Below are 26,725 nucleotides of genomic sequence, written 5' to 3'. Positions count from 1 at the left end.
GGCTGCGCGTGTCGGAAAACGCCCTGCGTGAACTGCTCGACCAGCGCGTCGCCGTGTTGGACGGCGCGTGGGGGACGATGCTGCAAGCCGCGGGCCTCAGCCCGGCCGACTACCGCGGCGACCTGCTCACCGACCACTCGCACGACGTCACCGGCGACCCGGACCTGCTCAACCTGACCCGACCGGACGTCATCCTCGACGTGCACCGCCAGTACCTGGCGGCGGGCGCGGACATCACCACCACCAACACGTTCACCGCGACGTCCATCGCCCAGGCCGACTACGGCCTGGAAGGGCTCGTGCGCGAGATGAACGTGCGCGGCGCGCAGCTCGCCCGCCAGGCCGCCGACGAGGTGGGCGGCCGGTTCGTGGCCGGCTCGGTCGGCCCGCTCAACGTGACGCTGTCGCTGTCGCCGCGGGTGGAGGACCCGGCGTACCGGACGGTGACGTTCGACCGGGTGCAGGCCGCGTACGAGGAGCAGATCAGCGCGCTCGCCGAGGGCGGCGTGGACCTGCTGCTCATCGAGACGATCTTCGACACGCTCAACGCCAAGGCCGCCGTCGCCGCCGCGCGCGAGGTCGCGCCGCACCTGCCGCTGTGGATCTCGGTCACCATCGTCGACCTGAGCGGCCGCACGCTGTCCGGCCAGACCGTCGAGGCGTTCTGGAACTCCATCGCCCACGCCGAGCCGCTCGTGGTGGGCGTGAACTGCTCGCTCGGCGCGGCCGAGATGCGGCCCCACGTGCAGGACCTGGCGCGCCTCGCGAACACCTACACCGCCAGCCACCCCAACGCGGGCCTGCCCAACGCGTTCGGCGGCTACGACCAGACGCCCGAGGAGACCGCCGAGCTGCTGCGCGGGTTCGCCGAGGAGGGCGTGGTCAACGTCGTCGGCGGCTGCTGCGGCACCACGCCCGCGCACATCGCGAAGGTGGCGGCGGCGGTCCGGGGCATGGAGCCGCGCACCCTCGCCCGGGTGCCCGACCGCACCCGGTTCAGCGGCCTGGAGCCGTTCGAGATCGGCCCGGACACCGGGTTCGTCATGATCGGCGAGCGCACCAACGTGACCGGCTCGGCGAAGTTCCGCCGGCTGATCGAGGGCGAGGACTTCCAGGGCGCGGTGGACGTGGCGCTGGACCAGGTGCGCGGCGGCGCGAACCTGCTCGACGTCAACATGGACGCCGACCTGCTCGACAGCGAGCGGGCGATGACCACGTTCCTCAACCTGATCGCCACCGAGCCCGAGATCGCCCGCGTGCCGATCATGGTGGACAGCTCGCGCTGGACCGTGCTCGAAGCGGGCCTGAAGTGCGTGCAGGGCAAGGGCGTCGTCAACTCCATCAGCCTCAAGGAGGGCGAGGAGGAGTTCCTGGCCCACGCCCGGCGCGTGCGCGACTTCGGCGCGGGCGTCGTGGTGATGGCGTTCGACGAGAAGGGCCAGGCCGACACCACCGAGCGCAAGGTCCAGATCTGCGGGCGCGCCTACGACCTGCTGGTGAACGAGGTCGGCTTCCCCGCCGAGGACATCATCTTCGACCCGAACGTGCTGGCCGTCGCCACCGGCATCGCCGAGCACAACGGGTACGCCAAGGCGTTCCTCGACGCCATCCCGCTGATCAAGGAGCGCTGCCCGGGCGTCCGGATCAGCGGCGGCATCTCGAACCTGTCGTTCTCGTTCCGCGGCAACGACACCGTGCGCGAGGCCATGCACTCGGCGTTCCTCTACCACGGCGTGCGGCAAGGCCTGGACATGGGCATCGTCAACGCGGGCCAGCTCGCCGTCTACCAGGACATCCCCGCCGACCTGCTGGAACTGGTGGAGGACGTGCTGTTCGACCGCCGCGAGGACGCCACCGACCGGCTGGTGGCGTTCGCCGAGACGGTGGCCGCCAAGGGCAAGAGGCGGGTCGTCGACCTGGCGTGGCGCGAGGGCACCGTGGCGCAGCGGCTGGAGCACGCGCTGGTGCACGGCATCGTCGACCACGTCGTCGAGGACACCGAGGAGGCCCGGCTCCAGGCGAAGCGCCCCCTCGACGTCATCGAGGGCCCGCTGATGGACGGCATGAAGGTCGTCGGTGACCTGTTCGGCTCGGGCAAGATGTTCCTGCCGCAGGTGGTGAAGTCGGCGCGCGTGATGAAGCGGGCCGTGGCGCACCTGGAACCGTTCATGGACGCCGAGAAGGAGCTGTCCGGCAGCACGCGCGGCAACGGCAAGGTCGTGCTGGCCACCGTGAAGGGCGACGTGCACGACATCGGCAAGAACATCGTCGGCGTCGTGCTGGGCTGCAACAACTACGACGTGGTCGACCTGGGCGTGATGGTGCCCGCGGCGAAGATCCTGGACACCGCGGTCGCCGAGGGCGCGGACGTGGTCGGCCTGTCCGGCCTGATCACGCCGTCGCTGGACGAGATGGTGTCGGTGGCGACCGAGATGCAGCGGCGCGGCCTGAAGCTGCCGCTGCTCATCGGCGGCGCGACGACGTCCCGGCAGCACACCGCGGTGCGCATCGCGCCCGCCTACGACCAGCCCACGCTGCACGTGCTGGACGCGTCGCGGGTGGCCGGCGTGGTGTCCGCGCTGCTGGACCGCGACCGGGCCGAGGAGCTGGCCGAGGCGACGGCGGTCGACCAGCAGCGGCTGCGCGAGGAGCACGAGAACCGGCTGAGCGTGCCGCTGCTGCCCCTCGCGGAGGCGCGCGCGAACCCCGAGGTCGTGTCGTTCGACGACCTGCCCGTGCCCGCGTTCACCGGCGTAAAGGTCGTCTCGCCGCCGCTGGCCGAGCTGCGGGCGATGATCGACTGGACGTTCTTCTTCCTGGCCTGGGAGCTGAAGGGCAAGTACCCGCGCATCCTGCAGACCAACCCGGCCGCGCAGGAGCTGTTCGACGACGCGAACGCGATGCTCGACGAGATCGTCGCGGACGGTTCGCTGACGCCGCGGGGCGTGTACGGCTTCTTCCCCGCGCACAGCGAGGGCGACGACATCGTGGCGGGCACGTGCCGGTTCCCGATGCTGCGCCAGCAGACGCAGAAGCCGACCGGGCGGCCGAACCGCTGCCTGGCCGACTACGTGGCGCCGGCCGGGGACCACATGGGTGGTTTCGCGGTGGCGATCCACGGCGCCGAGGAGCTGTCCGCGCGGTACGAGGCCGAGCAGGACGACTACCGGTCGATCATGGTGAAGGCGCTGGCCGACCGGCTGGCCGAGGCGTTCGCCGAGCACGTCCACCTCCAGGTGAGGCGGGACTGGTTCGAGCCCGACGCCGAGCCGGCGCTGGAGGACCTGCACGCCGAGCGGTTCCGCGGCATCCGGCCCGCGCTGGGGTACCCGGCGAGCCCGGACCACAGCGAGAAGGGCGACCTGTTCGCGCTGCTGGGGGCGGAGGAGGTCGGCATGGCGCTGACCGACTCGTTCGCCATGACGCCGGCGGCGAGCGTGAGCGGCCTGATCTTCGCGCACCCGGCGTCGCGGTACTTCACGGTGGGCCGGATCGGGTTGGACCAGGTCGAGGACTACGCGGCGCGGCGGTGCGTGCCGGTGGCGGAGGTCGAGCGCTGGCTCCGGCCGAACCTGGCCTACGAGCCGGAGGTCTGAGCGAGGAGCGGGGCGAGGTGGGAGGTCGGGGACACGATCGGGTGATCATCGAGGCGAACATGTACGGAAACGCCGTTACGCCACTCGGTGAGACATGAGGAACCCAGCCGCACGCCGGCCGACCCCACCAGCCGCCCGCCAGCTGACCCGCCCCAGCCGGCCCGACCCACCGGCCGCCCCCGGCAGACCCGACCCCGCCGCTCCGGCCCTCGCTGCCCCGCCCCCGCACACGCCCCCGCCCCCGCACACGCGCCGGACTCCCGCGCCGGCACACGCGCCGCCGCCCCCTCGCGCTCCGGCCCGCCCCGCTCCCCTGCCCGCCACACCTCGCGCCCCATCCCGCTCCGCACCCCGCGCCACGCCGCGCCCGCCACACCCGGCCCTGCGCCCACGCCGCGCCCGTCCTCACGCCGCGCGCGGCGGCCAACCACCATGCTGGCCGCCAACCACCAGCCACGAACCGCCGGTCGCGCGTTGGGCGCGCGCCGGCCACCGCCGTCCCCATCGACGCGACGACGCCCCCACCAGGGCGAACCCGGGTGGGGGCGTCGGTTAATGTCACACGATCAGGTGGTTACACCGACACGGGTTCGCGTTCGTCCGCCGGACGCCCCGCCCGCTTGGCCGCACGCCGCTCCTTGCGGCCCTCGACCATCGAGTACAGCGTCGGCACGAGCACCAGCGTCAGCAGCGTGGACGAGATCAGCCCGCCGATCACCACGATCGCCAGCGGCTTGCCGATGAACGCTCCCTCGCCCGTGATGCCCAGCGCCATCGGCAGCAGGGCGAAGATCGTCGCCGCCGCGGTCATCAGGATGGGCCGCAACCGCCGCCGACCGCCCTCGACCACGGCCTCGCGCACCGGCATCCCCTCCCGCCGGTACTGGTTGACCAGGTCGATCAGCACGATCGCGTTCGTCACCACGATCCCGACGAGCATCAGCATGCCGATCAGGGCGGGCAGCCCCAGCGGCGTGCCGGTGAGCAGCAGCAGGCCGATGGCGCCGGTCGCCGCGAACGGGATCGACACCAGCAGGATGAGCGGCTGCACGAGGCTGCGGAACGTCGCCACCATGATCAGGAACACGATCGCGATGGCCGCGAGCATCGCGAGCCCCAGGTCGGCGAACGTCTCCGCCTGGTCCGCGCTCACGCCGCCGATCGAGTACGCCGCGCCGGCCGCCAGGTCGAGCCCGTCGAGCCGCGACGTCAGGTCCGCGGTGACCGCGCCCAGGTCCGAGCCGGTCGCCTTGGCCGACACGGTGGTGCTGCGCGCGCCGTCGGTGCGGCGGACCTGGACCGGGCCGTCCACGACCTCCACGGCCGCGACCTGGCCGAGCGTCACGCCGCCGGGCAGCGGCAGGGCGCGCAGCGCGGCCACGTCGCCGGGCGCGGTGCCGGTGCGCAGCACGACCTGCTGCGGCGCGCCGTCGATCGGCAGCTGGGTGACCGGCACGCCGCGCAGCGCCTGCGCCGCGAACTGGCCGACGGCCTGGCTGCTCAGCCCGCGCGCCGACGCGGCCGCCCGGTCCACGGTGACCTGCACGCGGGGCGCGCTCACGCCGAGGTCGTTGGTGACCTCGCCGACGCCGGGCACGCCGGTCACGGCCTGCTGCACCTGGTCGGCCGCCGCGCGCAGCGACGCCTCGTCGGGCGCGGTGACCAGCACGTCGATGCTGTCCGAGCCGAACCCGGACGCCGCCGCGCCGAACGCCACCTCACCGGTGCCCTCGACGCCGCGCAGCCGCTCGGTGAGCCGCTCCTGCAACGCCTCCAGGTCGGTGCCCTCGCGCACGGTGGCGCGCAGCGAGGTGTCGCCGCTGCCGCCGAACCCGAACGCGGCCAGGCGGTTGTCCGTGCCGATGGTGACCTGGTAGGTCTCGATCTCGTCGGTCTCGGCGAACACGGCCTCGACCTTGCGGGCGGCTTCGTCGCGGGTGGCGAGGCCGGTGCCGGGCGGCAGCTTCTGCGAGCCCTGGAGCGCGGTGCCGCCGGACTGGTCGATGAAGTTGGTCTCCAGGGACCCGGCGAGGCCGAGCGTGCCGCCGAAGATGAACAGCGCGACGAGCAGCGTCGCCCAGCGGCGGGTGGTGGCGAACCGCAGCACGGGCACGTAGGCGCGTTGCAGCGGGCTGCGCTTCTCCTTCTCCAGCACGGCCTGGAGCTCGCGCTCGGCGGCCTCCGGGTCGGTCGGCGCGGCCGGGCGCTTGAGGAACCAGAACGCGAGCACCGGCACGATCGTGAGCGACACGAGCAGGGACGCCAGCAGCGCGACGGTGACCGTGATGGAGAACGGCCCGAACAGCTCGCCCGCGATGCCGCCGACGAACGCGATCGGCAGGAACACGGCGACGGTGGTCAGCGTGGACGCGGTCACCGCGCCCGCCACCTCGCGCACGCCGTCGAGCACGGCGCGCTGCTTGTCCTCGCCGTACCCGAGGTGCCGCTTGATGTTCTCCAGCACCACGATCGAGTCGTCCACCACCCGGCCGACCGCGATGGTGAGCGCGCCGAGGGTGAGCAGGTTGAGCGACAGGTCGCCGGTGTAGAGGGCGATGAGCGCGACCACGACGGACAGCGGGATGGACACCGCGGTCACCAGCGTGGAGCGCAGGGACATCAGGAACAGCAGGATGACGAGCACGGCGAACAGCAGGCCGAGCAGGCCCTCGGTGGTCAGGCCGCTGATGGCCTTCTCGACCTCGGGTCCCTGGTCGAACGCGACGGTCAGCGTGGAGCCGGCGGCCTCGCCGAGTTCGCCGAGCCGGTCGCGCACGGCGTTGGAGATCTCGACGGCGTTGCCGTCGGCGGTCATGGTGACGCTGATGCCGAGCGTGTCCTGCCCGTCGGTGCGGTTGAGCACGCTCGCGGGCTGGGGGGCGGACTCGACGGTGGCGACGTCGCCGAGGCGCACCGGCCCGACGGGCAGGGCGCGCAGGTCGTCGACGGTGCCGACGGGGCTGCCGACCTGCACGGTCAGCGTCTTGTCGGCGTCGGGCACGGTGCCGGCGGGCACGACGGCGCCCGCCGCGGTGAGGGCGGCGGTCAGCGCCTGCGGGTCGACGCGGGCCGCGGCGAGGCGGGCGTAGTCGACGGTGACGGTGACGGCGCGCTCGCGCTCGCCGCTGACGGTCGCCTCGCGGACGCCCGCGAGCGCCTCCAGCTCGGGCACGACCTCGGCGCGCAGCCGGGCGGCGGTGGCGATGTCGTCGTCACCGGAGGTCGCGGCGAGCGCGATCACCGGGATGTCGTCGGTGCCGCCCTGCGCCACGGTCGGCTCGACGCCCTCGGGCAGGCGCGGCTGGAGCCGGTTCACGGCCTGCTGCACCTGCGACACGGCGGCGTCCAGGTCGGTGCCGTAGACGAACATGACCTGGACGGTCGTGGAGCTCTCGGAGGAGCGGGCGAGGACCTGCTCGACGCCGTCGACGCCGCGCACGGCGGACTGGATCGGCTCGGCGACCTGGCTGTCCACGAGGTCCGGCGACGCGCCGGGGTACTGGGCGATGACCACCGCGGCGGGCAGCTCGATGGACGGGAACAGCTGCTGCTTGATGGAGGGCAGCGTCAGCACGCCGAAGCCGAGGACGACGAGGCTGAGCAGCCCGACGAGACCTCGGTTGGCCAGGCTCAGGCGAGCCAGCACGGACATCTTCAGGCATCTCCTTGGTGGGCGGGCCGGTTCGGCGCGACGGCGCGCGGGCCCGCGGGCGGATGGGCGAACGCTCGCACACCCCACCTGAGAACGGGCTCAGACATGGGTTGGTTGCCGCGACCCCGTCCAGTGTCGTGACCTGCGGTTACGCCCGCACCGGAACGGTTCGCGCGGACAGGTGATCTTCCTCACCGAAGAGTGAGGCCGGGGGACCCCTCCCCCGGCCTCCGCGTCCACGACGGCGTGCCCTGCCGGGACACCCGAAGGTTGTGGTGCCACCGCGGACGGCTGACGGGCACCGCACCGTGGCCGCCGCCGATCAATTACCCCACACCGGCCGCGGCGGGTTCAGCTCACCCCCTGCGGGAGTCCGCACCGGTGCGGTCGGTGCGCCTGAGCCACAGCAGGCCGAGCACGGGCAGGACGAGCGGCACGAACCCGTACCCCGCGCCGAAGTGCGACCACACCGTGGCGTCGGGGAAGGCGGCCGGGAACACCAGGCTCGCCGCGCCGACCAGCACGACCCCGGCCAGCTCCGCGGCGCACGCGAGGTAGGCGACCCGGCGCGGCGCGACCCCGGCGAGCGCCAGCGCGGCCACGACGTACACGACGGCCGCGAGCGCCGACAGCAGGTAGGCCAGCGGCGCCTGGTCGAACCGGGTGGCCAGCTGCACGCCGGAGCGCGCCGCGGCGGCGATGGCGAAGACCCCGTACACCGCGATCAGCATCCGCCCCGGCCCGGACCGGGTGGTCTCCGCGAGGGACCCCATCAGGCGCCCCACACCTGGTTGGCGCGCAGGACCATCGCGGGCACGCTGAACAGCGCGACGGCCAGCACGCCCGCGCCCCACCGCGAGCGCTCGGCGAGCGACCAGAACGCCCCGAGCGGCAGGATGAGGACCGCGGTGAGCAGGTAGCCGATGAACGTGGGCGTGTCGATCTCCCGGTCCAGGCCGATCGCCCGCACCACGCCGGCGACGAACTGCACGAGCAGGCCGGCCTCCAGCAGCACCACGACCCCGGCGAGCCCGAGGGTGGCCTTGGTGGCGAGCGTGATGGGCTTGTCGGCGACGACGAGCACGAGCGACCACGTGCCCGCGACGAGGCCGAGGACCGTGAGGGCGGTGGAGAGGGCTTGGATCATCCGGACTTCCCGTGAGCACGACGACTACCGCGCAACGTACTCCGCGTCACGACAGGGCCTGCTTGAAGCCCTCGTGCGAGGCGGTGAACCCGAGCCGCTCGTAGAAGCGGTGGGCGTCGGCGCGGGACTTGTCGGAGGTCAGCTGCACCACCGAGCAGCCCCGGTCGCGGGCCTCCGCCACGGCCCACCGCACCAGCAGCTCGCCCAGCCCCCGCCGGCGCGCGGCGGAGGCGACGCGGACGCCCTCGACCTGGGCCCGCGTCGCGGCCCGCCGGGACAGGCCGCGCAGCACGGTGAGCTGGAGCGTGCCGACCACCTGGCCGTCGTCCTCGGCCACCACCAGCACCTCGTGCGCGGCGGCGTCGAGCAGGGCGAACGCGTCGAGGTAGGGGGTGAGGTCGGCGGGGTCCTCGCGCCGGGCGCCCAGCGGGTCGTCGGCGAGCAGGGCGACGATCGACGGGACGTCCTCGGCGGTGGCGCGGCGGATGATCGCGGTCATCCGCCCATCACACCGCACCGCCGTCACGGGCCGGTGGTGACCCGGGCGAACTCGGCGTCCGCCACCGCGGCGGCGACCCGGGCCACGACCTCGTCGAACACCGGGTCGCGGTAGTAGTCGCTGTGCCCGCGCATGGGCGAGGCCACCACGTCCGGGTCCGGGTCGAGGAACTCGGGGTCGCGCAGCCGCACGTCGTTGCCGCACTTCACGCCCCACAGCTTGGGCCCGGCGCGCAGCGGCTCGTCGTCGCCCTCGGGCCACACCTGCACGGGGCCGCCGAGCGGGTCGGTGAGCCGGTGCACGTTCCACCACCGGTCGCCCAGCTCCTCGTGCAGGCTCGCCAGCCGGGCGTGGCCCAGGTACTGCGGGAACAGCCGCGAGTACGCCCACTGGAGCTGCGAGCCGTAGGTGACCAGGCCGACCCGGTCCAGGGCGCGGCGCGCGTCGGCCTGCCGGACGTAGCGCTCGCCGTCGGCCGGGTCGGGCCGCTCGGCCTCGCGGCGCAGCAGGGACAGCGCGGCGAAGCACACGACGCTGCCCTGGCTGTGCCCGGACAGCACGACCGCGGCCACGTCGTGGTGCACGGCCAGCCGCACGGCGCGGGAGGTCAGCTCGATCGTGGCGCGCCCGCCGTAGGGCGGCGGGCAGGTGGGGTGCGCCGAGCGCGGCCAGAACGCCACCAGGTCCCACACGACGCCGACGACGGTGCGCATCCGGCCGCTCTGCCACGTCCGCACGCCCAGCAGCAGCAGGAGCAGCACCAGGCCGGACACGACGAGGCTGCCCAGCACGCCCAGCTCCTCGGCGGGGCGGGTGGTCAGCCAGGCGGCCAGGCCGGGCGGCGGCGCGGCGCGCCAGTCGGGGTGCGCGAGCCGGGCGAGCGCGATCCCGCCCGCCACCACCACGAGCACGCCGCCGAGCACGGCGGGCGCGCCCAGCAGCCAGTGGTACCGGTACTTCGCCGCCGCGACCCGCCTGCCGAGGGCCACCTTGCCCAGGCCCGGCCGGTCCGGGCGGCCCGGGTAGTCGAGCAGCACGCTCTCCCGCACCGCCGCGCCCACCGGGTGCCGCACCCACGACACCAGGCCGATCGCGTACAGCACCCCGGCCGCGGTGACCGCCGTCCAGGACGCCCGGTCCGGGGCGGGCGCCCAGCGCAGCACCACGCCCGTCGCCGCCGCCAGCGACCCGGCGGCCAGCAGCAGGGCGGTGGACGCCTGCCGCACCACCGCCGCCGCCACCGGCGGCACGACCAGCGCGAACGCGATGGCCAGCGCGCCCCACAGGCCCGCGCCGACCAGGTGGCTGGTGCTGAGCACCGGACCGGGCCGCCCGGCGGGCGCGGGGTCGCCGACCCAGTCCACGACCCGGTAGGCGAGCCCGCCGCTGAACCCGACCGCGAGCGTCGTCGCGACCGCCGCGACGACCACCGCGCCGTAGCCGTGCCACAGGGGCCGGAACCGGGCGTCCACCGCCATCAGGGCGCGGCCGTGCGCGCCGTGCCGCAGCCGCGCGCACGCCCCGAGCAGCACGACCAGCAGCAGCATCGCGAGCGCCGCCAGCACGTTCGTGACCGCCTCGAACCCGGCGAGCGGGACCACCGCGCCGGTCTCGCCGGTCGGCTGCCGCCACAGGAACCCGGTCGCCAGGCCGGCCGCGAGCAGCAGGTACGCCACCGACGCCCACTTCAGCGCCCGCGAGTTCACCGCCCGCCGGTCCGGGGACAGCGCCACGCAGCCCACCGCCCACGCCAGCACGCCGCCGCCGAGCCCGGTCACCGACCACGACAGCGCGCCGTCGGGCAGGGCGGTGCGCAGCGCGCCCGCGTACAGCACGCCCACGACGGCGCACGCGGCGGCGACGTGCGCGTCCCGCAGCACGGGCGTGCGCGGCGAGGTGTGCCAGAACGCGTAGTCGCCCAGGCTGCCCGCGCGCGTCTCCCACCGGTGGTGCGTGCCGCGCGGCTCGTAGAGGAACGTCTGCCGGCCGAACCACCACAGCACGCCGATCACCAGCACCGGCGGGACCATGCCGACCAGCAGCATCGCCCCGAACGGCCAGCCGTCGAAGAAGCCCAGCCACGGGTTGGCCGCCCGGCACGCCGCCGCCGCGGCGCACTGCCGCACCAGCAGCTCCAGCGACACGTACGCGGTGGTCGTGACGAACATGCAGGTCAGGACGAGGCCGAGGAGCCGCAGGACGGCCTCGGCGAACCGGCCGGGGCCCAGCAGCGCGTACCGGGCGAGGTTGAGGATCGCGAACGGCACGAGCAGCAGCCACAGCGCGCGGCTCGCCCCGCCGGAGGTGAACCGGCCCCAGTGGAACGCCTCGACCACCCGTTCCCGCACCGGGTCCTCGCCCGGCAGGGTGCACGCGGGTTTCGCGGCGCGCAGGAAGCGGGCCACGTCGTCACCGGCCACGGCCGTGGGGAACGGGTCGCCCAGCACGTGCTCCGGAGGGGTGCCGGACACGCCGTGCACCCTCAGCTCGACCACATCCTCAGCACGCACGCGATCACCTTCCGCTACCGGTTGGTGCCTGATGCCTACCGGATCGCCCGCCCCGGGGAGGCCGTTTCGGGGATCGGGGCACCCGGCCGGGGCAACGCGCCACCTCGACGGGCATCCTGGGTGACGCGCCCGGCCGCCGATCGCGGTCGGTCCCGACCCCCGACCCGAAAGGCTGCCCACGGTGACCAAACCCGCCCGCCGCGACCCGAGCAAGCTCGTCGACGCCTCCGGTTTCCGGCGGTTCGTCCAGCACGGCTGGGGCCCGGCCGACCGCGCCGCCCGGGTCGCGCCCGGTGCCGCCGAGGCCGCCGCCGCGCACCGCGCCCGGCTCAGCGCCGCACTGCCGGGGGCCCGCGTCGCGGTCGCCGCCGGGTGGGCCCCGGTGCGGTCCAACGACACCGACTTCGGCTTCCGGCCCGACAGCGACTTCTCCTGGCTGACCGGCTGCTCCGCCGAGGGCGCCGTGCTGGTCATGAGCCCGGTGGCCGGTGGCCACGACGCGGAGCTGTTCCTGCGCCCGCCGGCCGGTCCCGAGGAGCCGGACTTCTTCGCCAACGCCCGCGACGGCGAGCTGTGGATCGGCCCGGTGCCGGGCCTCGCCGAGTGGTCCGAGGCCCTCGGGGTGCGCTGCCGCCCGCTGCACGAGCTGCCGTCGGCGCTGCGCGGCAGGCTGCCCGCCGTGCACGCGACCGCGGGCGTCGACCCGCTGCTGGACGCGCTCGCGGGCGCCGACCACACCGCCGGGCTGCGCACCACGCTGGCCGAGCTGCGCCGGATCAAGGACGACTGGGAGGTCGGCCAGCTCCAGGCGGCCGTGGACGCCACGGTGCTGGGTTTCGCCGACGTCGCCGCCGAGCTCCAGACCGCGGTGAAGGGCGGCGGCGAGCGCTGGTTGCAGGGCACGTTCGACCGGCGCGCCCGCACCGCGGGCAACGGTCCCGGCTACGCCTCGATCGTGGCCGCCGGGCCGCACGCGCCGGTGCTGCACTGGGTGCGCAACGACGGCCCCGTGCCCGAGGACGCCGTGCTGCTGCTCGACGCGGGCGTGGAGCTGGACACCCTCTACACCGCCGACATCACCCGCACCCTGCCGGTGTCCGGGGCGTACAGCCCGGCGCAGCGGCAGGTGCACGAGCTGATCGAGCGGGCGTCCGCGGCGGCGCTGGCGGTGGTGCGGCCGGGCGCGGAGTACCGGGCGTTCCACCGCGAGGCCATGCGGGTGCTCGCGGAGGGCCTGCACGACTGGGGCCTGCTGCCGGTGTCGGTGGACGAGGCGCTCGACCCGGACGGCCAGCACCACCGCCGCTACATCGCGTGCGGCGTCGGCCACTTCCTCGGCCTGGACGTGCACGACTGCGCCAACTCGCGCGCCGAGGCGTACCACGACGGCGACCTGGAGGTCGGCATGGCGCTGGCCGTGGAGCCGGGCCTGTACTTCCACCCGAACGACGAGACCGTGCCGCCGGAGCTGCGCGGCATCGGCGTGCGGCTGGAGGAGAACGTCGTGGTGACCGGCGACGGCCACCGGCTGCTGTCGGCGGCGCTGCCGTCGGGCGCGGACGCCCTGGAGGCGTGGGTGGCCGCCGCCGGGCGGTGACACCGGGTCGGCCCGCCCGCGCACCGGCGGGCGGGCCGGCGCTCACCGCTGCCCGCGCAACCTCACCCGGGTGATCGCGTGGTGCTCCACGCCCAGCACCTCGATGCCCCAGCCCGACACGGTGACCCGGTCGCCGGGCCGCTCCGGGATGCGCCCGAGCAGCACGAGCACCAGGCCGGCGATCGTGGCGTAGTCGCCCTCCGGCGCGTCGGGCAGCTCGACGCCCAGGTCGACCAGGTCGTGCACGGGGAACGTGCCGGGCAGCACCATCGACCCGTCCGCGCCGTTGCGCACGGCCATCAGGTCGCGGTCGGTCTCGTCGAGGATCTCGCCGACGATCTCCTCCAGCAGGTCCTCCAGCGTGACGATGCCGTCGACCGCGCCGTGCTCGTCCACGACCAGCGCCATCTGCTCGCGCTCGGCCTTGAAGCGGCGCAGCGCGTCGGCGACCTTCACCGAGTCGGGGAACACCAGCGGCTGCCGGGCCACGTCGACCAGCGCCGCGCCCTCGTCGAGCAGGTCGCGCAGGTGCACCAGGCCCACCACGTCGTCCAGGTGCCCGCCGCGCGCGACGGGTGCCCGCGAGTGCCCCGAGGAGGCCAGCTCGGCCCGCGCGGTGGGCACGTCCCACGCGGCGTCCAGGGTGACCACCGCCCGGCGCGGCACGAGCACCTCGCGCAGCCGCCGGTCGTTGATCTCCAGCGCGCCGGTGATGATCATCCGCTGCTCGGCGTTCAGGCCGCGCTGCGCCGACACCAGCTCGCGCAGCTCCTCCGACGACATCTGCTCGGACTCGGCGTCGGGCTTGCCGCCGAACAGGCGCACGACGACGTCCGTGGACGTGCTCAGCGCCCACACCACCGGCCGCGAGACCGTCGACAGCAGGTCCAGCGGCCGGGCCACGAGCAGCGCCCAGCGCAGGGCGTACTGCATGGCCAGCCGCTTGGGCGCCAGCTCGCCGAACACCAGGGTGAGGAACGTCAGCACGATCGTGACCAGGGCGATGGCCACCGCGTTCGCCGCGTCGCCGAGGAACGACAGCAGCGGCGTGATCGGCCGGGCCAGCGACACCGCCGCGGTCGCCGAGGCGAGGAACCCGGCGAGGGTGATGCCGATCTGGATGGTCGCGAGGAACCGGTTGGGGTCGCGGGCCAGCCGCACCAGCGTGCGCCCCGACCTGCCGCCCTCGCGCTCCAGCGCCCGCAGCTGTCCCTCGCGCAACGAGATCAGCGCCATCTCCGAGCCGGAGAACAGCGCGTTGAGCAGCACCAGGACCGCGACCAGCGCGATCGTGAATCCGTACCCGTCCACATCCCCTCCGTACCCCGGGCGACCAGGGGCGCAACGCTACCGGCGCGTTGCTCTTTCCGAGTGGCGCGACGGCCCGACCGGCCCCGACCGGCCCCGTCCTGGGCTACAACCATGACGGGGAGGTCACATGGGGTCGGACGCGCTCCACCGGTGCTTCGTGGTCGTGGACGTCGAGGGGTACGGGGACCCGGCGCGCACGTCACCGCACCGCACCGCCGCGCGCGAGGGCATGTACCGGGTGCTGATGACGGCCTTCGCCGAGTGCGGCCTGCCGTGGGACGACAAGTCGGTCGACGACGCGGGCGACGCCGTGCTCGTGCTGCTGCCCGGTGAGGTGCCCAAGAGCCACCTGGTCGAGCAGCTGCCGGAACGCGTGGCCGCGAACCTGCGCCGGCACAACCACGTCCACTCGCACGAGGCGCACCTGCGGATGCGGATGGCCGTGCACGCGGGCGAGGTCCACTACGACGACCGGGGCCGCACCAGCGCGGAGATGATCTTCACCTACCGCATCGTGGACGCGCCGTCCGCCAAGCGGGCGCTGGCGGGCTCGACGGCCACGCTGGCGCTGGTGGTGTCCGACCACTTCTACCGCTCCGTCGTCCGGCACGAGCCGGCCGCCCGACCGGGTGACTTCGCCCAGGTGGGGGTCGCCGTCAAGGAGGTGGACGCGCTCGTCTGGCTGCGCCTGGTCGACGGCCACCCGCTCGACGCCGGCGCCACCGGCCCCTCCCGCGCCCGCCCCGCCGCCCCGACCGGGCGTCCCCTCGTCCCCGACCGGCTCAGCGCCGCGGAGATGGGCCGGATCGTGGACGTCCTGCTGGGCACGCCGGGGTTCCGGACCCCGGCGGAACGCGACCTGCTGATGTCGTTCCTGCCGTTCGCGGGCGCGATCAACCGCCACCCGGCGAACCGGACCGACGTGATGAGCATCGTGCTGACCAGCCAGGACTACCCGAACGGGGTGGAGCGGCTGGTCGAGTGCGCGCGCATGTTCGCCGAGGGCTCCACGGCGATGGCCGAGCTGGAGACGCTCGTGGCGGACCACCGGCCGGGCCTGGACCGCCCCCTGGGCTAGCCCGGCCCGGGAACAGCCGGGCCCGGGGCGCGGGGTCAGACGGGTGCGGCGTGGCGGCCGGTGGCCAGGGAGCGGCCGGTGGTGGACAGTTCGGCGGCCACCCGGTCGACGGCGGCGGCGAACTCCGGGTCGTCGCAGTTCCAGTCGGCGAGCCGGGACAGCAGCCAGCGGCGCCAGGAGGCGACCAGCTCGGCGAACACGGCGGTGCCGCCGGCGGTGAAGCGGTACTGGTCGGCGGTCTCGACCAGGTAGCCGCGGGTCTGGAGCTGGCGGGCCACCGGTTCGAAGACGCCCGGCGGGACCTTCGTGTCGGCGGCGAGCCGGTCGAGGGTGGCGGCCCCGTGCTCGACGCTCTGCCGGAACACCCGGACCATCAGCCACGCCTGGGCGTGCGTGAGGGGCACGCCCGAGGCGGCGAGGACGTCCGGGGTGGGGTCGCGGCGCTCGCGGCTGACCACGAGGGCGACGAGCTTGTCCAGCTCGTGCCCGGAGTCCCACGTGCGGGGCTCGGCGAAGTTGTCGCCCACGGCGGTCGCGGAGGCCCGCGCGGTGTCGCGCAGGGGCACCTCGCGCAGGAACAGCGCGACCAGGAACGCGACGGCGGCGACCGGCGCGGCGGACAGGAACACGGTGTGCAGGGTGTCGCTGTACGCCTGGACGATCGGCGCCTTCAGCTCCGGCGGCAGGGCGTGCAGGGCCTTCACGTCGGACGCGGCGCGCGGGTCGACGCCGGGCGGGATCGCGGCGGCCAGGTTGTCCGGCAGGTTCGAGGCGTAGACCGTGCCGAAGACCGCCACGCCGAACGAGCTGCCCAGGGTGCGCAGGAAGCTCACGCCGGACGTGGCCACGCCCAGGTCCTCGTAGTTGGTGGTGCTCTGCACCACGACCATCGTGACGGGCATGCACATGCCCACGCCCAGGCCGAGCACGAGCATGAACACCGACGCCTGCCAGAACGGCGTCGACGGCCGCAGCTGGGCCAGCAGCAGCATGCCGCCGACCATCATGACGCTGCCGAACAGCGGGAACACCCGGTAGCGCCCGGTCTTGGAGATGACCGTGCCGGTGGTGACGGAGGCGAACAGCAGGCCCGCGACCAGCGGCAGCATCTCCAGGCCGGACTGCGTGGCGGACACGCCGTGCACGTACTGGAGGTAGGTGGGCAGGAACGTGACGCCGCCGAGCATCGCGAACCCGACGACGAAGCTGAGCACCACGCACACGGTGAACGTGCGGTCGCGGAAGAGCCGGATGGGCAGCACGGGTTCGGCGGCGCGGTTCTCCACCAGCACGAACGCCACCAGCGCGACGACCGAGCCGACGACCATCCACAGGATCGTCGGCGACGACCACGGGTACTCCACGCCGCCCCAGCTGGTGACGAGCGTGAGGCCGGTGGCGGCGAGGCCGATGAGCAGGATGCCGAGGTAGTCGATGCGCGGCCTGGTCGCCGCGCGCACCCCCGGCAGCGCGAACGCGCCCACCGCGAGCACCACGACGCCGAGCGGCAGGTTGACGTAGAACGCCCACCGCCACGACAGGTGGTCCACGAACAGGCCGCCGAGCAGCGGGCCGACCACGGTGGCCACGCCGAACACCGCGCCGATGAACCCCTGGTACTTGCCGCGCTCGGACAGCGGCACGACGTCCGCGATCACCGCCGCCGAGGTGACCATCAGCCCGCCCGCGCCGAGGCCCTGCACGGCGCGGGCCAGGATCAGCCACGTCATCGAGTCGGCCCAGCCGCACAGGAACGAGCCGGCCATGAACAGCACGACGCTCGCCAGGAACGCCCGCTTGCGGCCGAACAGGTCGCCGAACTTGCCGATCAGCGCCGTCATGATCGTCTCGGCGAGCAGGTAGGAGGTGACCACCCAGGACAGGTGGCCGCCGCCGCCGAGGTCGCCGACGATCGTCGGCAGCGCCGTCGCCACGATCGTCTGGTCGAGCGCGGCGAGCAACATCCCCAGCATGATCACCGCGACGACGGCGTTGCGCGCGCCGCGCCCGACCTCGACCCGTTCGGCCACTGTGGACACCTCCGCGGTGGACGATAGGACGATCGACGTCCCTTCGCCGCCGCAGACACCGTCGGGTGAACCCCGGGCGCGGGGTCACTCCACGGTGACGCTCTTGGCGAGGTTGCGCGGGCGGTCGACGTCGCGGCCCAGCGAGCGCGCCAGGTGGTAGGCGAAGAGCTGGAGCGGCACCGAGAGGGTGATGGGGGTCAGGGCGTCGTGCGCGCGGGGCACCCGGATCACGTCGGTGGCCAGGCCCGGCGGCAGGTCGGCGTCGGTGACCGCGATGACGGGGCCGCCGCGCGCCTTGATCTCCTCGATCGTGGCGGTGTTCTTGGCCAGCAGCTCGTCGTCGGGCACCAGCACGACGGTCGGCATGGACGGGTTGATCAGCGCCAGCGGCCCGTGCTTCAGCTCGGACGCCTGGTACGCCTCGGCGTGCACGTAGGAGATCTCCTTGAGCTTCTGCGCGCCCTCGCGGGCCACCGGCCAGCCGCGCACGCGGCCGACGAAGAACATGTGCTCGGCCCCCGCGTACTTGCGCGCCACCTCGGCGATCCGGTCCTCCTCGGCGAGGACTTGCGCGATCGTGTGCGGCAGTTCGCCCAACCCGGTGACGACCCGGCGTCCCTCGGTGATGGACAGGTCGCGCACGCGGCCGAGGTCGAGGGCGAGCATCGCCAGCGCGACGGCCATGGTGGTGAACGACTTGGTGGCCGCCACCGACACCTCGGGCCCGGCGTGCAGGAAGATCCCGTGCCCGCACTCGCGGGCGATGGTGCTGCCGACCGCGTTGACCACGCCGATGACGTGGCCGCCCTTGCGCTTGAGCTCCTGCACGGCGGCCAGCGTGTCCAGCGTCTCGCCCGACTGGCTGATGGCGACGTAGAGGGTGTCGGGGTCCACGACCGGGTTGCGGTAGCGGAACTCGGAGGCGGGCTCGGCGTCGGCGGGGATGCGCGCCAGCTCCTCGACCAGCTGCGCGCCGACCTGCCCCGCGTAGTACGCCGACCCGCAGCCGAGCAGCTTGACCCGGCGGATGCGCTGGTAGTCCTGCGGGGTGAGGCCCACGCCGTCCAGGCGGGCCGAGGAGAACCGGTGGTCCAGCCGGCCGCGCAGGCAGCGGTCCACCGCGTCGGGCTGCTCCCGCATCTCCTTGTACATGAAGTCCGGGTGCTCGCCCAGCTCGTACTCGGCGGTCGGCACGTCGATCGCGGTGGGCGTGCGGGTGGTGGTGGCGCGGGCGTCCATGGTGGACGTCCGGTAGCCGTCGGCGGTGACGGTGGCGATCTCGTCGTCGTCGAGGTAGATGACCTGCTGGGTGAAGCGGACCAGGGCGGTGACGTCCGAGGCGATCAGCATCTCCTGCTCGCCGACGCCGAGGACGACGGGGCTGCCGCGCCGGGCGGCGACCAGCTCGCCGGGCCGGTCGGCGTCCATCACGATCACCCCGTACGTGCCCTCGACCTGCGCCAGCGCCTCGCGCACGGCGTCTTCGAGGGTCGCGGCGGAGCTGCGCGCGACCAGGTGGGCGAGCACCTCGCTGTCGGTGTCCGAGGCGAGGTCCACGCCCTCGGCGCGCAAGCGGTTGCGCAGCTGGTCGGAGTTCTCGAACACGCCGTTGTGCACGATCGCCACGCGCCGCCCGGCGTCCACGTGCGGGTGGGCGTTGCGGTCGTTGGGCTCACCGTGCGTGGCCCAGCGGGTGTGCGCGATGCCCGACGGCCCGCCGGTGCCCGCGGGCACGGCCCGGCGCAGGTCGCCCACGCGGCCGGCGGTCTTGACGACCTGGAGCTCCTCCCCCGCGACCGCGATGCCCGCCGAGTCGTACCCCCGGTACTCCAACCGGTGCAGCCCTTCCAGCAGCACCGGCACCGCGTCCCGCGACCCCACGTACCCGACGATCCCGCACATCGCTGTCGACCCCTCTAGCCGTAGACGATCCGGCGGAGCTGGCGCTCGGACAGCGGCGGCGCGGCCACCGGCCGCACGTCCAGCTCCTCGCGCAACAACGCCCAGATCCTCGCGTTGGCCACCCCGTCCCGGCGGAGTTCGGCGTGCCTGCGCAGCACGTACTCCTCCGCCGTCTCCACGAAGTAGCCCATGACGTCGGACACGACCCGTCGCGCGAGCGCGGCGGGCAGCCCGGTCGTGCGGACCACGTGCCGCAGCAGTTCGGCGGGCACCTCGTCCTCCACGGCGTCCAGCATGGCGACAGCCAACCACCGCGCCAAACCCCGTGCCCGATTTCGGGCACGAGGTTCCGGGTGCGCGGGAGAGGGGTCCGCCCGGCGGGTCAGGCGTGCGCCGGCACCCGCCGCCGCAGCATCGTCGCCCCCAGGGCGACCCAGGCGACCAGCACGCCGCCGGTCATGGTCAGCGCCATCGCCAGGCCGTCGTTGCCCAGCAGGCCGACGACCGGCGCGATCAGCGCGCCGATGCCGAACTGCGCGGCGCCCAGCAGCGCGGCGGCGGTGCCGGCCGCCTCGCCGTGGCGGGACAGCGCCAGCGCGGGCGCGTTGGGCAGGACGAGGCCCACCCCGGCGAGCAGGAGCAGCAGCGGCACGAGGAAGCCGATCAGCCCGCCGAACCCGGATGCCGTGGCCGCGATGAGCACCACGCCGAAGACCAGCGCGCCCGCCAGCGCGCCGAACACGATCCGGCGCTCCGACCAGCGGTTGAGCAGCACCACGTTCGCCTGCGACGCCCCGATCAGCGCCACCGCGCCGATCGCGAACACCAGGCCGAACTCCTGCTGGTCCAGCCCGTAGGTGTCCTGGAGCACGAACGAGGAACCCGAGACGTACGAGAACAGGGCCGACATGCCGAGCGCGGCGACCAGGACCAGCACGACGAACTGCCGGTCGGCCAGCAGCTCACCGTAGGTCCGCAGCACCGGCCGGAACGAGCTCGTCCGGCGCCTCTCCGGCGGCAGCGTCTCCTTCAGCAGGAAGATCGCGACCAGCATCGACGCCACGCCGAGCGCCGCGAGCACGGCGAACACGCCGCGCCACGAGCCGGTCAGCAGCACGGCCGCGCCGACCGACGGCGCGAGGATGGGCGCGGCGCCCATCACGAGCATCAGCCGGGACATGATCGTCGCGGCGGCGCGACCGGTGAACAGGTCGCGCACCACGGCCATGGCGACCACCATGGCGGCGGCCGCGCCGACCCCCTGCAGGGTGCGCAGCAGGCCGAGGACGACGACGTTCGGCGCGATCAGGCACAGGGCGGACGCGACGACGTGCACGGCCGTGCCGGCGATCAGCGGCAGCCGCCGGCCGAAGGAGTCGGAGAGCGGGCCGATGACCAGCTGCCCCAGGCCGAGGCCGACGAGCGTGCCGGTGAGCGTCAGCTGCACCGCGGACTCGGACGCGCCGAGGTCGGCGCCCAGCTCCGGCAGCGCGGGCAGGTACATGTCGATCGTGAAGGGACCGAGGGCGATGAGCGCGCCCAGGACGAGGATGACCCGGACCCGGGCGGCCCCGGTCGGCGGTCCGGCCACCTGCCCCGGGGCGTCCGGCGTGGATGGACTGCGCAGAGTGGCCTCTTCCATAACCGGTGCGAACACCCCCCGGTGCCGGCCTTGTTCCGGTCGGCCGACTTCCGTGATCCTCGACACGGGTCCGCGCCGCCGCCCGCCGGGGGTCCCGGGCACCGCCGGTCGTGCGGCCCGGTCACCAGCGGATGTCCTCCAGCGCGTCCAGCGGCGCCCGCCGGTCGAGGGACTCGGGGGCCGTGAAGGTGTCGGCGGCGGTCAGCGCGGCCGGGAACGCGAGGCCGCACCGCCGCTCCACCTCGCCCACCGCCACCTGGAACACGCGGAACTCGTCGAGCTCCAGCGACTCCAGCCGGTCGAGGTTCTGGGTCAGCACGAACGCCCGCGCCCGGAGCACCCCGCCGGCGGCGAACGCGATGACCTTCCAGTACTCGCGGGGCAGGGCGACGCCGCGGAACACCCGGTCGTCGTCCTGGAACACCGGGCCGCCGTAGACGCTGACGCGGAGGTCGTCGACGTCCGCGTCGGCCAGCACGGCGTCCTCCAGCCGCCCCCACAGCCCCTGCCTCATGCTCTGGTTGAAGTCGTCCACCTGCGGCGTGATGTTGGTGAAGAAGAACGAGTCTACGTTGGCCCGCTCCGCGCCCGGCCCCCACAGCAGGTCGGCGCGGCGCGCGAGGTGACCGCGGTCGAGCCGGTTGCCCCGGTACAGCTCGTCGCCGACCTGGTGCTCGGCCGGGACGCGCGGGTCGAGCACGAACGGGATGCCGGCGCGGTCGACCGACCGCAGGTCGCCGCCGTCGACGTTCCACGCCACCCAGCGGGCGAAGCGCCGCGACTTCGACTGGGCCAGCGAGAAGTGGGTGTAGTGCAGGACGGGTGAGCCGTCCAGCTCGACGGCGTCCGCGCGCGCCCCCTCGTCCAGGACGGGCAGGCCGACGGGCTGCCCGAGGAAGTGCTCGTCGAAGCCGGTCCGCACGGCGGGCCTCTTCGGCGGCGTGAGCGAGATGCCCAGCTTCTCGAACACCGACTGCGGCAGGCACGCCAGCGCGTGCTCGTCCGCGCTGGCGCCCGCCTCGCCCGCGAAGTGCAGGCCGGCCATGGTCCTGCCGACCCGGCCGTTGGACGACTTGAACAGCCACACCGCGCCGGAGTCGCCGCCCTTGCTGATCTCGCCGTCGGGCGCGGGCCGCTTCGGGTCGGGGCCGATCTCGAAGCCGCCGATGTCGCGCGGGCCGACCCCCGGGCCGTAGTCGATCTTGACCAGCACGTCGACGCGCCGGACCACGCCGTGCGTCACGCCGGTCGTGCGCCCGCTCTTGACGACCTTGTCGCCCAGCTCCGGCTCGCCCAGCTTCTCCACGACCACGCCGAGGCCGGTGACCTCCGCGGTGAACCGCCGGTCCTCGATCGTGGCGACGGCGCAGTCGCCGGCCGCGCCCAGGTGCGAGCGGACGAGCCTGCCGAGCCGGTTGCGGTCGGTGCGGTTGTCGTCGTGCACGCCCGGCTGGACCACGTCGTCGCCCAGCGCGCCGGTCGGTCCGTGCAGGACGTGCCAGTTGCTCAGCACGTACGGCGTGCCGTCCACCCGGTCGTGCACGACGCAGCCGAAGGTGCCCGCGGACACCCGCACGTGGCCCAGGCTGACGCCCGGCGCGACCGGGTCGACGCGGGTCTTGCGGACGTCGGCCGCGGCCTCCTCGACCACGCGGAAGTCGGCCCGGTAGTCGCGCTGGAGCACGTCGGTGGGCACGGTGACGCCGTCGACGACGACCGAGTCGGGCAGCGGCGCGGTGCCCAGCGCCGCCAGCGCCTCGGGATCGGCCTTCTGCCGGACGGTGAACTGCACGGCGACCTCGTCGGTGACGCGCCCGCCGGCGACCTTGTGGCCGATGCCGATGGACGACACGTTCGGGTCGCGCAGGAAGTCGGCGCCCCTGGTGCGCACGAACTGCCGCAACGACTCCCGCGAACCGCTCTTCTCCTTGGCCACGATCGCATCCCCCTGGTGTGCGCGCGTCGGTGGCCTTGCTGTCGACGTCCCCCGATCCGGTGTTAGCGCCACCCCGTTCCGTTCACCCGTTCGCCCTAATGTCGGCGACCGAACGCAGGACGCCTCACACCGACGACTGAAAGATCGATCCCCGGTGGCGTACCGCTGAACTCTGATCGGACCTGTCGGTGATCGCCGTCGCGTGCTGTTGTTCAAGGACCCCGACGTCGGCACCGGGCCGACTCCCCGCACGCTGGAGGAACCGTGAGGATCAGGCACGCGGCGGTGGCCGCGTCACTCTTGGCCGGACTGGTCGCGGCGCCCGCGCACGCCGCGCCCGAGGGGGTCGTGCTCGACAGCGGGCACCCCGCGGCCGTCGCGGGCAGCTACGTCGTGGTGCTCAAGGACCGGGCCGACCTGGCCGCCGCGCGCACCGCGATCAAGGGCGTCACGCACACCTACACCTCGGCCCTGGCCGGGTTCGCCGTGCGCACCGGCGCCGCCGCGGCCCGCCGGCTCGCCGCCGACCCGCGCGTGGCGTACGTGGCGCAGGACCTGGTCGTGGGCCTGCCCGAGGGCGACACCGCGACCCCCGCCGCCCCGCCGGGACCGTCGGCGCGGGTGCTCGGCCTCCAGCCGTCGCCGCCGTCCTGGGGCCTGGACCGGGTCGACCAGCGCTCCCTGCCGCTGGACTCGAAGTACTTCCACCCGAACGCGGCGGGCGGCGTGCGCGCCTACGTCGTCGGCACCGGCATCCGCTACACGCACCAGGAGTTCGAGGGCCGCGCCGTCCCGGGCTACGACCCGGTCGGCGGCGTCACCCCGCCCGGCAACGACTGCAACGGCCACGGCACGCACATGGCGGGCACCGTCGGCGGCGAGACCACCGGCGTGGCCAAGGACGTGACGCTGGTGTCCGTGCGGGTGCTCAACTGCCAGGGCTCCGGCACCTACTCGCAGATCATCGCGGGCGTCGACTGGCTGACCCAGGACGCGGCGGCGAGCGGGCAGCGGGCGGTCGCGCTCATGACGCTCGGCGGCGGCACGAACCTGCCGCTGAACAACGCCATCACCAACTCCATCAACGCGAACGTGCACTACTCGGTGGTGTCCGGCGCGTCGAACGCCGACGCCTGCAACTACTCCCCCGGCTCGGTGCCGCTCGCGACCACCGTCGGCGCGACCGACGCCAACGACGCCAAAGCCGGCTTTTCCAATTACGGCCCGTGCATCGACGTGTGGGCGCCGGGCGTGAACATCACCTCGGCGTGGGGCACCACCGACACCGCCTACTCGACGATCAGCGGCTCCACCGCCTCCGCGCACGCGGCGGGCGTGGCGGCGCTGTGGCGGAAGCGGTTCCCGGCCGACTCGGCCGTCCAGGTGGCGGCGGCGCTGACCGCCAACGCCACGCCGGGCGTGGTCGTCAACCCCGGCGCGGGCTCGCCGAACCTGCTGCTGTTCTCGGCGATGATCCCGGTGTGACCGCCGCCCGCGACCGCGGCGTCACCCGATGCCGCGGTCGCGGGCGTACACGGCGGCCTGCGTGCGGTCGCGCAGGCCGAGCCGGGTGAGGATGCGCGAGACGTGGTTCTTCACCGTGCCCTCGCCCAGGTGCAGGCGGCGGGCGATCTCGCGGTTAGTGGAGCCGGCGGCGACGAGCCGCAGCACCTCCACCTCGCGGTCGGTGAGGCCGTGCGGCGCGACCCCGCCGGGCGTGACCGGCGTCAACGCGCTCGCCAGGCGCGCCGCCGCGGCCGGGTCCACCTGCACGACCCCGGAGTGCGCGAGCCGCACGGCCGCCGCCAGCTCCGCGGCGGGCCGGTCCTTGAGCAGGTAGCCGCTCGCCCCGGCGCGCAGCGCCCGCACCACGTACTCCTCGTCGTCGAACGTGGTCAGCAGGACCACCTTCGCCGCCAGCCCCCGGTCGCGCAGGGCGGTGAGCGCGTCGATGCCGTCCAGCCCCGGCATCCGGATGTCCATCAGCACCACGTCCGGGTGCTGCTCGGCGACGAGGTCGACGGCCGCCCGGCCGTCACCGGCCGTGCCGACGACGTCGATGCCGGGTTGGAGGCCGAGCAGGGCCGCGATGCCCTCCCGGACGAGCTGCTGGTCGTCCACCACGACGACGCGCACGGTCACGCCGCCCTCCTCGGCACCACGACGGTGAGCCGGGTCCCGGCCGCGCCGCGCACGTCGACCGAACCGCCCACCTGCGCCACCCGTTCCCGCAGGCCGCGCAGCCCGAACCCCTCGTCGCCCCCGGCGCCGGGGCCGCCGTCCGCGACGACCAGCTCCGCGGCCTCCGCCCCGCAGTGGACCGTCACCACGACGTCGCGGCCCGCCGCGTGCCGCAGGGCGTTGGTGACGCCCTCCTGCGCGGCGCGGTAGAGCGCGAGCAGGGTCGTGGTCGCGTAGCGGCTCTCGTCCCCCGTGCAGTCGACCACCACGTCCAGGCCGCGGGCGAGCCGTTGCAGCGACTCGGCCAACCGGAAGGGCTCCCGCAGCGCCCGCACCGAGAGCCGCACGTCCTCCAGCGCCCGCTTCGCCGACTCCCGGGCGTCCGAGACGGCCCGGTCGGCCGAGGCGGGGTCGACGCCCCGGAACGCCTCGGCCCGCTCCAGCAGCACCGCCACCGCCGTCAGGTGGTGCCCCACCCCGTCGTGCAGGTCCCGCGCCACCCGCACCCTCTCGGCCGCCGCCGACAGCTCCGCCATGGCCACCGCCAGCACCACCCCGATGCCGAACATCAGCAGGTCCGACACGTGCTCCGCGGACCGCTCCCAGCCGGGCGCGGTCACCTGGAACGCCACCACCATCACCGCCGCGCACCCGACGCCCACCACCACCGAACCCCTGCGGCCGAACGCGAAGTACGCCCCGAACGGCAGCAGCACGAACAGCACCCGCGCCATCCCCGACCCGTCGGCCCACGTCACCAGCACGACCAGCGCGGCCTGCGCCGCCAGCACCGCCCACGCCGGCAGGCGGCGCGCGGACCCGACCGCCACCAGCGCCGCCAGCCCGAGCGCGAACGGCACCCACCGGGTCACCCCGAACCCGGCCACCCCGGCGTACCCGCCGGCCACCAGCACGACCCCGCACAGCAGGGGCGACAACCACGACACAGGGCGCACGACAGCAGGCTACGGCCCGGCGCGCCCTCGCCGGGCGGTCGCGGAGCGGTGGGCCGGCGGACCGGGGACCGGCACGTGCCGATCGGCACCCCCGGGCCGGCCGGTCGGCACTGACCGCGCGCCCGGTGGCGTCCCTAGCGTCCACGACATGGACTTCTTGGCGCGGTTCGGCGCGGTGTGCGGGGTGGTGGCCGGGGTGCTCATCGGGGTGCCCGGGGCGGTGGAGGGGGTGACCGGGGAGACGGCGGCGACGAGCCTGCTGATCGGGCTGTCGCCGGCGCTCGCGGTGCCACTGCTGACCGCGCTGCACCTGGCGCAGCCCCGCACGCGGCTCGGGGACGCGGGCTACGCGGTGAACCTCGTCGGGCTCGGGCTGTTCGGGGCGGCGGCGTACTCGCTGAACGTCGTGCTGTTCTTCCTCGACGTGCCGCCCGCCGCGCCGACCAGGGCCGTGCTGACCGCGAGCGCGCTGGTGTTCGCGGTGGGCTCGGCGCTGTTCGGGGCGGCGATGATCAGGGCGCGGGTCCACCCGCCGGTGCCGTCGTGGGCCTACGCGGTCGGGCTGCCGGTGTTCACGTTCGCCACGCGGTTGCCGGACTCGCCGCTGACGAGCGCGCTGCACGTGGTGGCCGGCGGCGCGCTGGCGTGGCTCGCGGTCTCGGTCCACCCGGCGGTCGCGAGGACGACC

18 protein-coding genes are annotated in these 26,725 nt (G+C 74.4%); 5 read left to right on the top strand and 13 right to left on the bottom strand.

What is annotated here, in order from left to right; all coding sequences use genetic code 11:
• Positions 1 to 8 precede the first annotated feature (8 nt).
• Complete coding sequence (gene metH, locus ACR807_RS05005) at positions 9 to 3,596, top strand: methionine synthase (protein ID WP_438920006.1); 3,588 nt, start codon at positions 9 to 11, stop codon at positions 3,594 to 3,596.
• Between the two features lie 574 nt (positions 3,597 to 4,170).
• Here metH and ACR807_RS05000 read toward each other — a convergent pair.
• The 5 genes from ACR807_RS05000 to ACR807_RS04980 form a co-directional block, all read right to left on the bottom strand.
• The gene (locus tag ACR807_RS05000; protein WP_438920005.1) at positions 4,171 to 7,248 is read right to left on the bottom strand and encodes an efflux RND transporter permease subunit; all 3,078 of its coding nucleotides are present in this window, start codon (positions 7,246 to 7,248) and stop codon (positions 4,171 to 4,173) included.
• A gap of 356 nt (positions 7,249 to 7,604) precedes the next feature.
• Positions 7,605 to 8,021: a hypothetical protein gene (locus ACR807_RS04995; RefSeq protein ID WP_438920004.1), complete on the bottom strand. Its 417-nt coding sequence runs from the start codon at positions 8,019 to 8,021 to the stop codon at positions 7,605 to 7,607.
• Positions 8,021 to 8,395, bottom strand: a complete 375-nt coding sequence (locus ACR807_RS04990; RefSeq protein ID WP_438920003.1) for a hypothetical protein — start codon at positions 8,393 to 8,395, stop codon at positions 8,021 to 8,023. Before ACR807_RS04990 ends, ACR807_RS04995 begins: the two co-directional genes overlap by 1 nt.
• Positions 8,396 to 8,441: 46 nt before the next feature.
• The gene (locus ACR807_RS04985; RefSeq protein ID WP_438920002.1) at positions 8,442 to 8,894 is read right to left on the bottom strand and encodes a GNAT family N-acetyltransferase; all 453 of its coding nucleotides are present in this window, start codon (positions 8,892 to 8,894) and stop codon (positions 8,442 to 8,444) included.
• Between the two features lie 23 nt (positions 8,895 to 8,917).
• Positions 8,918 to 11,404, bottom strand: a complete 2,487-nt coding sequence (locus ACR807_RS04980; protein ID WP_438920001.1) for a hypothetical protein — start codon at positions 11,402 to 11,404, stop codon at positions 8,918 to 8,920.
• A 181-nt stretch (positions 11,405 to 11,585) separates the two neighbouring features.
• Here ACR807_RS04980 and ACR807_RS04975 point away from each other — a divergent pair, with 181 nt between their 5' ends.
• Complete coding sequence (locus tag ACR807_RS04975; RefSeq protein ID WP_438920000.1) at positions 11,586 to 13,001, top strand: aminopeptidase P family protein; 1,416 nt, start codon at positions 11,586 to 11,588, stop codon at positions 12,999 to 13,001.
• A 42-nt stretch (positions 13,002 to 13,043) separates the two neighbouring features.
• On the opposite strand, the gene ACR807_RS04970 is transcribed toward ACR807_RS04975, so the two are convergent.
• Entirely contained in the window at positions 13,044 to 14,312 is a 1,269-nt protein-coding gene (locus ACR807_RS04970; protein WP_438919999.1) for a hemolysin family protein, read from the bottom strand.
• A gap of 127 nt (positions 14,313 to 14,439) precedes the next feature.
• Between ACR807_RS04970 and ACR807_RS04965 the strand changes: the two genes are divergently transcribed.
• Positions 14,440 to 15,390, top strand: coding sequence for an effector-associated domain 2-containing protein (locus ACR807_RS04965; protein ID WP_438919998.1), 951 nt, complete (start codon positions 14,440 to 14,442; stop codon positions 15,388 to 15,390).
• A gap of 35 nt (positions 15,391 to 15,425) precedes the next feature.
• On the opposite strand, the gene ACR807_RS04960 is transcribed toward ACR807_RS04965, so the two are convergent.
• The 5 genes from ACR807_RS04960 to ACR807_RS04940 all read right to left on the bottom strand — a co-directional run bounded on the left by ACR807_RS04960 (position 15,426) and on the right by ACR807_RS04940 (position 22,900).
• Positions 15,426 to 17,363, bottom strand: coding sequence for an MDR family MFS transporter (locus ACR807_RS04960; protein ID WP_438920063.1), 1,938 nt, complete (start codon positions 17,361 to 17,363; stop codon positions 15,426 to 15,428).
• Between the two features lie 141 nt (positions 17,364 to 17,504).
• The gene (gene glmS, locus ACR807_RS04955; protein ID WP_438919997.1) at positions 17,505 to 19,322 is read right to left on the bottom strand and encodes a glutamine--fructose-6-phosphate transaminase (isomerizing); all 1,818 of its coding nucleotides are present in this window, start codon (positions 19,320 to 19,322) and stop codon (positions 17,505 to 17,507) included.
• Between the two features lie 14 nt (positions 19,323 to 19,336).
• Positions 19,337 to 19,618 (bottom strand): hypothetical protein, encoded by a 282-nt coding sequence (locus ACR807_RS04950; RefSeq protein WP_438919996.1) that lies wholly within the window; start codon positions 19,616 to 19,618, stop codon positions 19,337 to 19,339.
• Positions 19,619 to 19,704: 86 nt separating this feature from the next.
• Positions 19,705 to 20,964 carry a multidrug effflux MFS transporter gene (locus ACR807_RS04945; RefSeq protein WP_438919995.1) on the bottom strand — a complete coding sequence of 420 codons (1,260 nt, stop codon included), beginning with the start codon at positions 20,962 to 20,964 and terminating at the stop codon, positions 19,705 to 19,707.
• 121 nt (positions 20,965 to 21,085) lie between these two features.
• Complete coding sequence (locus ACR807_RS04940; protein WP_438919994.1) at positions 21,086 to 22,900, bottom strand: DNA/RNA non-specific endonuclease; 1,815 nt, start codon at positions 22,898 to 22,900, stop codon at positions 21,086 to 21,088.
• Positions 22,901 to 23,164: 264 nt separating this feature from the next.
• Between ACR807_RS04940 and ACR807_RS04935 the strand changes: the two genes are divergently transcribed.
• On the top strand, positions 23,165 to 24,385 hold the full coding sequence (locus ACR807_RS04935) for a S8 family peptidase (protein ID WP_438919993.1): 1,221 nt from the start codon (positions 23,165 to 23,167) through the stop codon (positions 24,383 to 24,385).
• A gap of 21 nt (positions 24,386 to 24,406) precedes the next feature.
• Here the strand turns inward: ACR807_RS04935 and ACR807_RS04930 are convergent, their stop codons facing one another.
• Both ACR807_RS04930 and ACR807_RS04925 read right to left on the bottom strand, forming a co-directional pair.
• Positions 24,407 to 25,042, bottom strand: coding sequence for a response regulator (locus ACR807_RS04930; protein ID WP_438919992.1), 636 nt, complete (start codon positions 25,040 to 25,042; stop codon positions 24,407 to 24,409).
• Positions 25,039 to 26,037 (bottom strand): sensor histidine kinase, encoded by a 999-nt coding sequence (locus ACR807_RS04925; protein ID WP_438919991.1) that lies wholly within the window; start codon positions 26,035 to 26,037, stop codon positions 25,039 to 25,041. The genes ACR807_RS04930 and ACR807_RS04925 overlap by 4 nt, the downstream gene beginning before the upstream one ends.
• Before the next feature lie 148 nt (positions 26,038 to 26,185).
• On the opposite strand from ACR807_RS04925, the gene ACR807_RS04920 reads away from it, so the two are divergent.
• The coding region (locus ACR807_RS04920) for a hypothetical protein (RefSeq protein WP_438919990.1) at positions 26,186 to 26,725 on the top strand (540 nt) is incomplete at its 3' end.

This window comes from Saccharothrix sabaoui (assembly GCF_051756985.1).
Taxonomy (GTDB): domain Bacteria; phylum Actinomycetota; class Actinomycetes; order Mycobacteriales; family Pseudonocardiaceae; genus Actinosynnema.
This window is presented reverse-complemented; position numbering and strand designations above follow the sequence as displayed.